Source organism: Streptomyces acidicola (assembly GCF_009377235.1).
In the GTDB taxonomy this organism is placed as follows: domain Bacteria; phylum Actinomycetota; class Actinomycetes; order Streptomycetales; family Streptomycetaceae; genus Streptomyces; species Streptomyces acidicola.
The window spans coordinates 81,107-93,265 of the sequence record NZ_VMNX01000008.1 but is presented as its reverse complement, the minus strand read 5'-3'; the positions used below and the strand labels follow the sequence as shown (position 1 = coordinate 93,265).

At 71.1% G+C, this 12,159-nt stretch carries 13 protein-coding genes, 1 tRNA gene and 1 pseudogene; 10 read left to right on the top strand and 5 right to left on the bottom strand.

Translation table 11 applies throughout. The annotated features are described in order from the left end of the window. The 5 genes and pseudogenes from FPZ41_RS47920 to FPZ41_RS05245 all read left to right on the top strand — a co-directional run. Positions 1 to 756 (top strand): annotated as a pseudogene (locus FPZ41_RS47920) (sensor histidine kinase); the annotation flags it as partial. Between the two features lie 62 nt (positions 757 to 818). Further along, positions 819 to 1,253 (top strand): roadblock/LC7 domain-containing protein, encoded by a 435-nt coding sequence (locus FPZ41_RS05260; protein WP_131558715.1) that lies wholly within the window; start codon positions 819 to 821, stop codon positions 1,251 to 1,253. Beyond that, positions 1,250 to 1,624 (top strand): DUF742 domain-containing protein, encoded by a 375-nt coding sequence (locus FPZ41_RS05255; RefSeq protein WP_152859569.1) that lies wholly within the window; start codon positions 1,250 to 1,252, stop codon positions 1,622 to 1,624. Before FPZ41_RS05260 ends, FPZ41_RS05255 begins: the two co-directional genes overlap by 4 nt. Next, positions 1,602 to 2,201: a GTP-binding protein gene (locus tag FPZ41_RS05250; RefSeq protein WP_152859566.1), complete on the top strand. Its 600-nt coding sequence runs from the start codon at positions 1,602 to 1,604 to the stop codon at positions 2,199 to 2,201. The genes FPZ41_RS05255 and FPZ41_RS05250 overlap by 23 nt, the downstream gene beginning before the upstream one ends. 28 nt (positions 2,202 to 2,229) lie before the next feature. Then, on the top strand, positions 2,230 to 2,799 hold the full coding sequence (locus FPZ41_RS05245; protein WP_152859564.1) for a GAF domain-containing protein: 570 nt from the start codon (positions 2,230 to 2,232) through the stop codon (positions 2,797 to 2,799). Between the two features lie 28 nt (positions 2,800 to 2,827). Here FPZ41_RS05245 and FPZ41_RS05240 read toward each other — a convergent pair whose 3' ends face one another. Then, a complete protein-coding gene (locus FPZ41_RS05240; protein ID WP_152859562.1) occupies positions 2,828 to 4,720 on the bottom strand; it encodes a DUF2264 domain-containing protein in 1,893 nt (630 codons plus the stop codon). A gap of 341 nt (positions 4,721 to 5,061) precedes the next feature. On the opposite strand from FPZ41_RS05240, the gene tdh reads away from it, so the two are divergent. The 4 genes from tdh to FPZ41_RS05220 all read left to right on the top strand — a co-directional run bounded on the left by tdh (position 5,062) and on the right by FPZ41_RS05220 (position 8,865). Further along, a complete protein-coding gene (gene tdh, locus FPZ41_RS05235) occupies positions 5,062 to 6,090 on the top strand; it encodes an L-threonine 3-dehydrogenase (protein WP_322619846.1) in 1,029 nt (342 codons plus the stop codon). Between the two features lie 145 nt (positions 6,091 to 6,235). After that, positions 6,236 to 7,435, top strand: a complete 1,200-nt coding sequence (locus FPZ41_RS05230) for a glycine C-acetyltransferase (protein WP_152859560.1) — start codon at positions 6,236 to 6,238, stop codon at positions 7,433 to 7,435. Between the two features lie 49 nt (positions 7,436 to 7,484). Next, complete coding sequence (locus FPZ41_RS05225) at positions 7,485 to 8,390, top strand: LysR family transcriptional regulator (protein WP_152859558.1); 906 nt, start codon at positions 7,485 to 7,487, stop codon at positions 8,388 to 8,390. 115 nt (positions 8,391 to 8,505) lie between these two features. Then, positions 8,506 to 8,865, top strand: coding sequence for an MmcQ/YjbR family DNA-binding protein (locus tag FPZ41_RS05220; protein WP_152859556.1), 360 nt, complete (start codon positions 8,506 to 8,508; stop codon positions 8,863 to 8,865). Positions 8,866 to 8,968: 103 nt separating this feature from the next. Here the strand turns inward: FPZ41_RS05220 and FPZ41_RS05215 are convergent, their stop codons facing one another. Beyond that, on the bottom strand, positions 8,969 to 9,892 hold the full coding sequence (locus FPZ41_RS05215) for a transketolase family protein (RefSeq protein ID WP_152859554.1): 924 nt from the start codon (positions 9,890 to 9,892) through the stop codon (positions 8,969 to 8,971). A 111-nt stretch (positions 9,893 to 10,003) separates the two neighbouring features. Then, positions 10,004 to 10,738, bottom strand: coding sequence for a thiamine pyrophosphate-dependent enzyme (locus FPZ41_RS05210; RefSeq protein WP_152859552.1), 735 nt, complete (start codon positions 10,736 to 10,738; stop codon positions 10,004 to 10,006). Positions 10,739 to 10,887: 149 nt separating this feature from the next. Here FPZ41_RS05210 and FPZ41_RS05205 point away from each other — a divergent pair. Next, a tRNA-Pro gene (locus tag FPZ41_RS05205) sits at positions 10,888 to 10,961 on the top strand. Here the strand turns inward: FPZ41_RS05205 and FPZ41_RS47915 are convergent. Then, on the bottom strand, positions 10,927 to 11,313 hold the full coding sequence (locus tag FPZ41_RS47915; protein ID WP_322619845.1) for a site-specific integrase: 387 nt from the start codon (positions 11,311 to 11,313) through the stop codon (positions 10,927 to 10,929). The genes FPZ41_RS05205 and FPZ41_RS47915 overlap by 35 nt on opposite strands. Beyond that, positions 11,253 to 12,050 (bottom strand): tyrosine-type recombinase/integrase, encoded by a 798-nt coding sequence (locus tag FPZ41_RS05200; RefSeq protein WP_228022477.1) that lies wholly within the window; start codon positions 12,048 to 12,050, stop codon positions 11,253 to 11,255. The genes FPZ41_RS47915 and FPZ41_RS05200 overlap by 61 nt, the downstream gene beginning before the upstream one ends. Positions 12,051 to 12,159 lie beyond the last annotated feature (109 nt).

Sequence of the window (12,159 nt, the reverse complement as noted above, 5' to 3'; positions counted from 1 at the left end):
CCCCAGCCCCAGCCGACGGCCACCCAGCCGCAGTCGACCGCCACTCAGCCACAGCCGAGCCGGTCCGCCCCCGCCCCCACCGGTCAGGGCGCCGCTCACGCCGTACCACGGCAGCAGACGCCGGCCGGCCCGGGCGGCGGCCCGAGCAGGCTGCCCGTGCGCGACACCCGCCAGGAGCGGCCCAACCCGGCCGACGCCCTGCCCGGCATCCGCCCCGACGACCGGCGGGCCCTCCTGGAGAACGCCACCACGCCCCCCGTTCCGCGCACCGGCGCGGTCCCGGGCACCACCGGTAAGCCCCAGTTGCCCCGGCGGCGCGCCCAGGAGCACATGGCGCCCCAGCTCCGGGGCGGTCCCGCGCCCGCGCCCCGCCAGGACCGCGACCACTACGTCGGCCACGACCCCGGTCTGATGGCGGCCTTCCAACGGGGGATCGGCCTCGCGGAGGCCCACCACATGGAGCAGGGGCACATGGAGCAGGGGCACATGGACACCACCGCCATGGAGCCGGGGCACACCGACACCGTGTCCCATGCCGATGCGAGCCACATGGAAGCCCTGCACACGGACACGGCATCCACCCTCGGCGTCCTCCGCCTGGACAGCACCCCCATAGCGGTCCCGTCGGCCCTGGACGCGGCCCACCTGAGCGATGCGCGCACGGCGCACCCGCCCCGCGAGGGGCACGGGACGCGGGCGTCCGCGCCCGGACCCGACCTCACCGCCCGGCACGACGGGAGCACACCGACCGGATGACCACTTCCCTGCCCACCCCCTCCGCTCCCGCAGACCTTCGTACCCCAAGGAGTCGATCCACCATGGCAAGCGACGCCCCGACCGGCCATGTTTCCGATCTCGACTGGCTGATGAGCGGCCTTGTGCAGCGCGTACCGCACACCACGAGCGCGGTGCTGCTCTCCTGCGACGGACTGGTGAAGTCGGTCCACGGCCTCGACCCGGACAGCGCCGACCACATGGCCGCACTGGCCTCCGGCCTCTACTCCCTCGGCCGCAGCGCGGGGGTCCGCTTCGGGGACGGCGGCGATGTGCGCCAGGTCGTCGTCGAACTCGACTCGACCCTGCTGTTCGTCTCCACGGCCGGCTCCGGCACCTGCCTCGCCGTCATGGCAGGACGCGAGGCCGACGCCGCGGTGCTCGGCTACGAGATGGCGATGCTGGTCAAGAGTGTCCGCCCGTACCTGATGACAGCGCCCAGGCAGCCTGCCGTCGAACCCCCGGCGTTGAGGCCTTGAGCGCGGCCGCGGCCGGCGACGGGCCCTGGCTCGACGACGCGGCCGGTCGGCTGGTGCGTCCCTACACGGTCAGCAACGGCCGGACCAGGCCGACCGCCACACTCGACCTCCTGACGCAGGTGATGGCCGGCGCAACCATCCCCCTCGGCTACCTCGGCCCCGAGCACGCCCAGGCACTCGACCTGTGCCGGGCACCCGTCTCGGTCGCCGAGGTCGCCGCGCACCTCAAACTGCCGGCGGCGGTCACCAAGGTGCTCCTGTCCGACCTGGTCGACTGCGGGGCCCTCACCGCGAGACCCCCGGCCTTCCACAACCCCACAGACCGGTCTCTTCTGGAGGCAGTGCTCGATGGACTACGACGACAGCTCTGATCCCTTCCCCACCGCACTCAAAATTCTGGTGGCGGGCGGGTTCGGAGTCGGCAAGACGACCTTCGTCGGCGCGGTGAGCGAGATCGCGCCGCTCAGCACGGAGGAACTGCTCACCACGGTCAGCGCCGCGACCGACAGCCTCGACGGGATCGAGAACAAGGTCGAGACGACCGTGGCCATGGACTTCGGCCGCATCACCCTCGACCCGGAACACGTGCTCTACCTGTTCGGCACCCCCGGCCAGCAGCGGTTCTGGTTCATGTGGGACGAACTCTCCGAAGGCGCGCTCGGCGCGGTCATCCTCGCCGACACCCGCCGCCTGGAGGACTGTTTCGCCGCCGTCGACTTCTTCGAGCAGCGCGGCCTCCCTTTCGTCGTCGCGCTCAACGAGTTCGACGGCTCGTTCCGCTACGACCCGGCGGAGGTGCGCGCGGCCATCGACCTCAGCTCCGAGATCCCGGTGGTGTGCTGCGACGCCCGGATCTCCAGTTCAGGCGTGCAGACCCTGCTCACCCTGGTCCGCCACCTCCTCGCCCATACACCCGCGCGTGCCCGGAGCCACGGAGCCCACACATGAGGGACGACATGAGTGGTGGGGTGCGGCCATGAGCTACGACCCGGGCCGTCCGGCCGGCCGGCTGCTGCTGACCCCCGAGGACCGGGACGCCCCCGAGCGCGTACGACGGCTGCGTCTGCTGGGCCTCGGCGTACACCCGGAGCCCGGCTCCGGCTTCGATGCATTCGCGCAGCGGCTCGCGGAGGTCGCCTCGGCCCCGTACGCGATGGTCACCTTCATCGACGAGCACCGGCAGTTCTTCGCCGGACTGCACAAGCCTGACGGCATCCTCGTCGAGGTGGAAGGTGCGAAGACCATGGTGTCCCGCCATATGCCCCGCGAGTTCGGCTTCTGTCCCCATGTGGTGGTCCGACGCAAGGCGTTGGTCCTGGAGGACGTCAGGGAGTATCCGCGGTTCGCCGGAAACCCGATCGTGGACGAGGTCGGTATCCGCTCCTACCTCGGCGCCCCGCTCGTCGACCGCACAGGTATCGCCCTGGGCACGGTCTGCGCGGCCGACGTCACCCCGCGCGCGTGGGGACGGGCCGGTCTGGAGACCATCAAGTCGATGGCCGCCGAACTGGTCGAGCAACTCGAACGCCGGGAGCCGTTCCCGTAGCCCTCCGCCCGGGAGCCGGACCGTGTGGTCATCCCGCCAGGAACCGTACGGTGACGGTGTCCCCTTCGGGGAAGGTGATGCGCACCTCGTCCCCCTCCACCGCACAGACCACCGACTCCCGCAGCGCCTGAGGATGGACGGTGTCCCGGGTGAGCGCGAGCAGCGTGACGAAGATGCCGCTGCCGTCGGGCAGACCGGCCCCGCACCGCAGGTACGGCGTCGCCGAGTGCGCGCCGAACGCGTTGGCCTCCACCTCGCGTGCGATGCCCGTGTCCGCGTCCCAGCCATGGAGGGCGACCATCGCGCTGTTGAGCCCGTGCGCGGTCCGTACCAGCGCCCATCCCGCACCCCGCTCGGCCGACGGCCGGTTCCGGTCCGCGACCGTGTACCCGCCCTCCCGGACCGCCGCACCCGCCGGGGCGTGCACCCGGTGCACCCGGATCTCCCACGGCCCCTGAAGGACGCTCGTCGTCTCGACCGGGAACGTGTCCTCTTCGCCCGGCAGTTGGGCGTCGTACCGGGACGCCGCCATCCGTCCGGCGCAGCGCAGGGGCCGTATCCGGCGTCGGCGCGAGGGAGTGCCATCCGGCGCGAGGAGCGCGAGGTGGCCGTCCACGTTGCGCTCCCGCGCGTGCGTCCCCGCCTCGGGCGCCGTCGCCGTCGAGTAGCCGAACCGGCTGGCCTGCGGATCGTCGTCGGCGGGGTCCTGCGGCGAGCTGCCGTGGTTGACGAGCCGTACGATCCCGTCGTGCCGGGTGCCGTGCAGCAGCCAGCCCGGCGCCGGGAGCGCGGTGTACTGGTCGGACACCTCCACGGGCAGCGGCTGTTCGCGCTCCCTCCACACCGGGTGCTCCGCGGGCAGCAGCAACCCCAGGAAGGCGGTGCCCGCCCAGTACGGTGAGCCCGGCCCCGATAACGCCCCCGTCGTGGGCAGGAACGTGCCGTACCAGCCGAGTGGCAGCAGCCCGCGTTCGTCGGGCACACCCCGCTCCACGAAGTGCCGTACGGTCCCCGAGGCCAGACGCCGGGTCTGCCCCGGGGCCAGGGGCGTGCAGCCCGCCAGGGCGCCCAGCCACACGGGGGCGGTCGCGGCGAAACGGTACGTCAGGGAGCGGCCGTGGTGGACGGGGGCGCCGTCCGCGCCGAAGAACTGCGGGTAGGGGGCGAGGAACTCGGCCAGCCGCCTGCGGTAGACCTGGCCACGCCCTCCGTCGTTGTCGCCCGCGATACGGCACCACAGCAGCGGATACAGGTGCAGGGACCAGGCGTTGTGGTAGTCGAACGTGCGGCCGTCGCCATCGGAGTACCAGCCGTCACCGACGTACCAGTCCTCGATGCGGTCGAGGCCGGTCTCGATGTCCTCCTGCCGGTACGGCGCCCCGACCGACGCCAGGAACTGCTCGGCGACCACCTGGAAGAGCCGGCCGTGGTCGTCGGCGGTACGGCGGCCCACGAAGCCCCACAGCCAGTCCACGATCTGCTCCTGGACCTGGGGCGGCAGCCGGTCCCAGATCCATGTGCGGGTCTCGTGCAGGCCGAGCGCGATGGCGGCTGCCTCGGCCATCTGGGGCGAGCAGTCGGTGAGTTCGGGCCATGCCTCGCCGCTGTCACGGTCCGATCCCGTTGTCAGACCCCGCACGTAACGTTCGGTGAGACGAGGATCCACGGCTCCGCGGGCTCCCGCGATCCGGAAGGAGGCCAGCAGGAACGAGCGGGCGAAGCCTTCGAGGCCGTCCGCGACCACACCCGACGTCGAGCCGCGGCCGGGGAGCCGGTACTGCGCGAAGCCGGGTGTCGCGTACGGGAACAGCGCTTCGAGTTGACGGTCGGCGAGCGCCTCCCAGTGCTCGCGGGTCCAGCCGGTCAACGGGGAACGGACACGGTCGGTGGGCGGCAGGGCCATGTGCGGTGCGGGCAGCATGACGGGGTTTTGGCTCCTTGGCAGTGGGGGTGCCTGGACTGGTGGTGCTTGGTCGGGGTGGTGCCTCTCAGGAGGAATACGGCAAGCGGCGGCGATTGGATCAATACGGCTCGCGTGCCTCGCGCACCGCGCAGGCGCCCGCGGGGACCGGGTAAGGCGTGAAGGAAAGCTGCGGCGGAGCTTAAGAAATCCTCGATGGACCGGGGGCGGGACCGTACGGCAGATTTCCTACGAGTTTCCTGCGAGATCCCACCCCTCGTTCCCACGAGATCCCATCCCTCTCCCCGGTCCGGGCTTCTTCGGCATGCCCGGCTCCGGGACCTCACCCACAGGAGCCGTGCGTGAAGGCGCTGGTCAAGGAGAAGGCGCAGCCCGGGCTGCGGCTCGCGGACGTCCCCGAGCCCGAGACCGGCCCGGGCGACGTACTGATCAAGGTCCTCAGAACCGGTATCTGCGGTACCGACCTGCACATCCGCAACTGGGACGGCTGGGCGCGGCAGACCATCCGTACCCCGCTCGTGATCGGCCACGAGTTCGTCGGCGAGGTCGTCGGGACGGGCCGCGACGTCACCGACATCAAGCCCGGCGACCGGGTCAGCGGCGAGGGCCACCTCGTGTGCGGCAAGTGCCGCAACTGCCTCGCCGGACGCCGTCACCTGTGCCGTGCCACGGTCGGGCTCGGCGTCGGACGTGACGGCGCCTTCGCCGAGTACGTGGCGCTGCCCGCGTCCAACGTGTGGGTGCACCGGGTGCCGGTGGACCTCGATGTGGCGGCGATCTTCGACCCGTTCGGCAACGCCGTGCACACCGCGCTCTCCTTTCCGCTGGTCGGCGAGGACGTGCTGATCACCGGCGCCGGCCCGATCGGACTGATGGCCGCCGCCGTGGCCCGGCACGCCGGTGCCCGCAACGTCGTCGTCACCGACGTGAGCGAGGAGCGGCTGGACCTCGCGCGCAAGATCGGCGTCGACCTCGCACTGAACGTGTCGAGCGCCCGGATCGCCGACGGGCAGGAGCAGTTGGGGCTGCGCGAGGGCTTCGACATAGGACTGGAGATGTCCGGCCGCCCCGAGGCACTGCGCGACATGATCGCCAACATGACGCACGGCGGCCGTATCGCGATGCTCGGGCTGCCCACGGAGGAGTTCCCGGTGGACTGGTCCCGGATCGTCACCTCCATGATCACGATCAAGGGCATCTACGGCCGGGAGATGTTCGAGACCTGGTACGCGATGTCGGTCCTGCTGGAGGGCGGCCTTGACCTGGCCCCGGTGATCACCGGCCGGTACGACTACCGCGACTTCGAGGCGGCGTTCACCGACGCGGCGAGCGGCCGCGGCGGCAAGGTCATCCTCGACTGGACTGCTTGATTTCTGGCTCGGTTCGCCTCCGGGGCGCTCAAGCCGGTGTCGAGAACCCGACCGTGCTCAGCCCTTCGGGCCTCCGCGCGCTCGAATTCTCGACACCGGCGCGCCCCATCGGCTCACTCGCCCACCGCACCCTATGGAGCCCTCGATGTTCGACTCTGTACGCGCTGATGTGCGCGCCACCCTCGACGAGATCCGCGCCGCCGGCCTGCACAAGCCCGAGCGCGTCATCGGCACCCCCCAGTCCGCGACCGTCGGCGTCACCGCGGGCGGCCGCCCCGGCGAGGTCCTCAACTTCTGCGCGAACAACTACCTCGGCCTCGCCGACCACTCCGAGGTCGTAGCCGCCGCCCACGAGGCGCTCGACCGCTGGGGCTACGGCATGGCCTCCGTGCGCTTCATCTGCGGTACGCAGGAGGTGCACAAGGAGCTGGAGGCACGGTTGTCGGCGTTCCTCGGCCAGGAGGACACGATCCTGTACTCCTCCTGCTTCGACGCCAACGGAGGCGTCTTCGAGACCCTGCTGGGCCCCGAGGACGCGGTGATCTCCGACGCGCTCAACCACGCCTCGATCATCGACGGCATCCGCCTGTCCAAGGCCCGCCGCTTCCGCTACGCCAACCGCGACATGGCCGACCTGGAACGACAGTTGAAGGAGGCGGCCGAAGGCGGCGCCCGGCGCAAGCTGATCGTCACCGACGGCGTGTTCTCCATGGACGGCTATGTGGCGCCCCTGCGCGAGATCTGCGACCTCGCCGACCGCCACGACGCGATGGTCATGGTGGACGACTCGCACGCCGTCGGCTTCGTCGGCCCGGGCGGCCGCGGCACCCCCGAGCTGCACGACGTCATGGACCGCGTCGACATCGTCACGGGCACCCTCGGCAAGGCCCTCGGCGGCGCGTCCGGCGGGTACGTCGCCGCCCGCGCCGAGATCGTCGCCCTGCTGCGCCAGCGCTCCCGGCCGTACCTCTTCTCGAACACCCTCGCCCCGGTGATCGCGGCGGCCTCGCTGAAGGTGCTCGACCTGCTGGAGTCGGCGGACGACCTACGGGTCCGGCTCGCCGACAACACCGTCCTGTTCCGCCGGCGGATGACCGAGGAGGGCTTCGACATCCTCCCCGGCGACCACCCGATCGCACCCGTCATGATCGGCGACGCGGCGGTGGCCGGGCGCATGGCCGAGCTGCTGCTGGAGCGCGGGGTGTACGTGATCGGCTTCTCGTACCCGGTCGTCCCGCAGGGCCAGGCCCGCATCCGGGTGCAGCTGTCGGCCGCGCACTCGACACAGGACGTGCACCGTGCGGTGGACGCGTTCGTGGCGGCGCGGGCGGAACTCGGGCTCTGAGCCGCACCGGGTCCCCGACCGACCCGGAAGAGCTGGGAGAATCGGTCGCATGATCGAAGCACGGCGGCTGCACATCCTCCGCGCGGTGGCCGACCACCGGACGGTGACCGCGGCCGCCGCGGCGCTGTACCTCACCCCGTCGGCCGTCTCCCAGCAGCTCACCGCCCTGGAACAGGAGACCGGCCACCGGCTGGTCGAGCGCGGTGCGAAGGGGGTACGGCTGACGCCTGCCGGTGAGATCCTGCTCGCCCACACCAACGCGGTCCTCGCCCAACTGGAGCGAGCCGAGGCGGAGCTGGCGGCGTACCGCTCCGGCGCGGCCGGCACGGTCACCGTCGCCTCCTTCGCGACCGGCATCGTCCTCGTCGTCGCCCCGGCGCTGACGAGCCTGGCCGCCACGGCCCCGGGGATCCGCGTCCGCGTCCAGGACGCCGAGGGCGACGCCAGCCTGCCGATGGTGCTGGACCGGCAGGTCGACATAGCGGTCGCCGTCGAGTACCGGGGCGCCCCGGACGCGGACGACCCGCGCCTCACCCACGTTCCGCTGTACGCCGAGCCCTTCGACGCCGTCGTCCCGGTCACCCACCGCCTGGCCGACACCGCCGAGGTCCCGCTCGCCGAGTTGGCCAAGGACCCCTGGATCGGCCCCTACCCGGGCAACCCCTGCCACGACGTCGTGGTCCTGGCCTGCGAGAACGCAGGGTTCCAGCCCCGCCTCCAGCACTCCTCGGACGACTTCCGCGCGGTCGTCGCCCTGGCCTGCGCCGACGCGGGCGTCGCCCTCGTGCCGCGCTCGGCCCTGCACGGCATGGACCTCACCGGAGTCGTCGTACGCCCCGTCGACGGCACGGCGCCCACGCGCCGGGTCTTCGCCGCCGTGCGCCGGGGCGCGGAGGAGCATCCGCTGATCCGCCCCGTGCTGGATGCGCTGGGTGAGGCGGCGGCCATGGGGTGAGTGGGCCACGGAAAGCTGGTTCCCGATTTCGGGATAGCAAGCGCATCGGGGCACCGCCTCACACCAGGTGACGCTCTCCGGGTGATTGTCAGTGGCGCCCGCTACGGTGCGTCTCATGCTCGATGCCGAAGACGTACGACGTATCGCCCTCTCCCTGCCGGACACGACGGAGAAGATCGCCTGGAGCATGCCCACGTTCCGGGTGGCGGGGAAGATGTTCGCCACCCTGCCCGAGGACGAGACCTCCATCGCCGTGCGCTGCCCCAAGGTGGAGCGGGACGAGCTGGTCCTGGCCGAACCGGACAAGTTCTGGATCGCCGACCACGAGGCGAGCTTCGCCTGGGTACGGGTCCGGCTGGCCGTCCTGGAGGACGAGAACGAGCTGCGCGTCATCCTCGCCGACTCCTGGCGGCAGGCGGCACCGCCACGGCTGCTGGAGGCACATCCGGGACTGGGACTGCCGGTGGCGGACTGAGTCAGCCGACGGTCCGGCAGTGATCGAGGGCGGAAGACGTCGGATGCCAGACGCCAGAACGCCAGACGCCAGATGCCGGACGACAAATGCCAGATCTCGGATGTCAGACGTGGGCCGGTGTCGGTCCCAGGAACCCCGTGATCCGCTCCCGCAGCGACCCGGCGTCGAGACCGTGCGCGGACACGTGCTCCTCGACCGTCCCGTACCGCCGGAGTTCCCGGCGCCCGACCCCGAGCCCCAGCACCCGGTGCGGGATGTCGGCGAGGGCGTCGTTCGCGGCGGCCGTGGAGGTACCGGCCAGGTACGGCTCGACGAGGACCACATCCGCTCCGGCCGCCTCCGTGGCACGGCGCAGTGCGGCGGCGTCGAAGGGGCGCACGGTGGTGGCGTACAGGACGGTGACGTCGAGCCCCTCCGTGGCGCCGAGTACGGCGTCGAGGAGCGGCCCGACGGCGACGACCACGCCGCCGCGCCCTTCGCGGACGGTGAGGAAGCGGGCCCCGTCGACCGTGAGGCCCCGCTCGTTCGCCTGCACGGACAGCCGCACGTACACCTTGTCCGCCTTGTTGCCGCCCGGGCCCACCGCATGCCGCAGCAGGGTCTCCGCCTCGTCGGGGTGTCCCGGGACGTGCACGGTCCAGCCGTCCAGCGTGTCCAGCAGGGCCACGTCGCCGGGCGCCATGTGGGTGAAGCCCCCGGCGGGCCAGTCGAACGACGCGGCGGCACTGACCAGCACCGCGCCCACGTCCTGGTGACCGAGATCCAGTTTGACCTGCTCGAAGGGTCGCTCCACCAGGAAGCTGGCGAAGGTGTGCACCACGGGCCGCATCCCGGTCAGCGCCAGTCCCGCACCGGCCCCGACCAGCAGCTGCTCGCGAATACCCACATTGATCACTCGATCCGGATGCCGGTGTTGCGTCTCCTCGAACCCGTCCTTGCCGATCTCGGCGAGGACGACCGCGACCCGCGGATCCTCGTCGAGCAGACGGGAGACGACGGGGGCGAAGCGGTCACGCATGGTGTCCATGGGTGGGGTCCTTTCAATGCCTGAAGACGGACTGGAGGTGGACTGGGACTGGGAACGGACTGGTCGAGAACTCGACGGCGGTCGAGAGGGCGGGTTGCGGAGCGTCGTCTCTCAGGCGTTCTTGGGCTCGACGCGGGCGACGACCACGCGGGGGCGGCCCGGATGCGGTGCCGTGAAAGCGGCGTACAACGCCTGGTGATCACGTCCGTCGACGGTCTCGGCGGACCAGCCGGCCGCCTCGAACCGCGCGGCGATGCCGCCAGGCAGCGCGTGGCTGGCGGAGGCGTTGTCGACCACGACGGCGTGCAGCCGGTCGAGGCCGGCCGGCCCGGCGTACGCGATCGCCTCGTGGTTGCTGCCCTCGTCCAGCTCGGCGTCCCCGATCAGCACCCAGATGCCGGGCCCGTCGAGCCCCTGGGCCCGCAGCCCCAGCGCCGTACCGACCGCGAGGGGCAGCCCGTGCCCGAGCGACCCGCTGCCGATCTCGGCGCCCGGCACCAGGACCCGGTCCGGGTGGTGACCGAGTGGCGAGTCGTACGAACCGAATTCCGGCAGCCACTCGACGGGCAGGAACCCCTTGGCGGCGAGCACCGCGTAGTACGCCATGGGCCCGTGCCCCTTGGACAACAGGAACCGGTCCCGTTCAGGATCCCCCGCCCGCTCCGGCTCGACCCGCAGTACCCGGTCGTAGAGCACCCACAGCACGTCCAGTGTGGATGTCGCCGCGGGGCCGTGCTTCTCGTCCCCCGTCATCATCCCCATCAGGTGGGGCAGGTCCGTGTACGTGTAGCTGTCGCGTGTGTTTCCGTACTCATGACGGTCTGCGCGCTCAGTTCCGATCGACATACGACGATCGTGCAACCTCAACCAAACTTCAGGTCAAGCGTCGCCGCGCCTGTCCGTACCGCGCAGAAACGAGTGCGCGACCACCGGTCCGAGTGCGGTATTGTTTCTGTGCACGTTGAGTCAGGGGAAACCCCAGGTCAGACGGGCAACGGGACGTGGCGCAGCTTGGTAGCGCACTTGACTGGGGGTCAAGGGGTCGCAGGTTCAAATCCTGTCGTCCCGACTGGAGACAGTCGCAGCTCAGGGCCGGTTTCGGAGGCATCCGAAACCGGCCCTTGATCATTTTTGGGAACCGGTTGGGGACCGGCGTCCTTGACCGGGGTCAGCCGGTCACAACGATGGGGCTCGGCAGCGAGCGCGGCGCGCGCAGCACGCTGAGGTGTGCGGAGAGCGCGGCCCCGGCGGCCGTGATCTTGTACGTCCGGGTGCAGGTAGCGCTGGGTGGTGGTCAGTGACCCGTGGCCGGCGATCCTGCGGAGGACGTGCACTTGGACTCCGGCGTCGGCGAACCAGGTCAGTCCGGTGTGCCGGAGGTCGTGGCGGCGCAGGTGCTCGTAGCCGAGCTTGGCGACCACGTCGTCCCAGTGTGTGGCGTCGCGCGGGACGGCGGTGGAATGCGTCCGCCGCGCGGGCCGGTGAACAGGCGGGCGTCGGGATTCGGGCTGGCGGACAGGATGCGCTGGGCGATGAGGGGGCGGATCTCCTCGACGATGGGAACCTTGCGGGCCCGCTTGCCCTTGGTGCCCTTGTCGGTCAGACCGCCGGGCGCGGGTGTGGTCTGACGCCGCACGGTCCAGATCCACTGGCTGGTGTCGATGTCCCCGACACGGCAGCCTGACACTTCGCCGATCCGTGCGGCGGTGCACGCGGCGAAGATGACCACGTCTCCCCAGCCGCGGTACTGGTCGTGGGAGGCGGCCACGAGCGCGTCGGCCAGTGAGAGGAGGGTCTCCCAGTCGGGCAGGACCAGCGCGCGTGGGTCGAGGAGTTCGTCCTCGGCCTGCTTGTAGAGTTTCTGCCGGCCGGTCACCCGGGCGGGGTTGACCTTGATGATGCCGTCACGGACTGCCTGCTCCATGACGCGGACCAGGACGGCGATGGTGTTCTTCACCGTTGAGCGGCTGTGCTCGTCGGCGATCCGGTTCTGCACGGTGCGGTCGACGACGCCATTGGTGATCATCCGCACCGCGAGGTGGCCCAGGGCGGGGACCACACGCATCCGCCACCCCGACAGGTAGGGGTCCAGCGTTTTCAACTCCAGGCCGCGCAGGGCGAGGTCCATGTTCGCTTCGCCGTATTCGGCGAGCTTCATGGGCCAGCGACGGGCTCAGGCCGGCTTGTGCGGCCTCGATGATGGCCTGGAGCCATTCCTGCGCCTCTTCTTCGCTGTCCTTTTCCCTCGGACAGTGACTGGCGGCGCT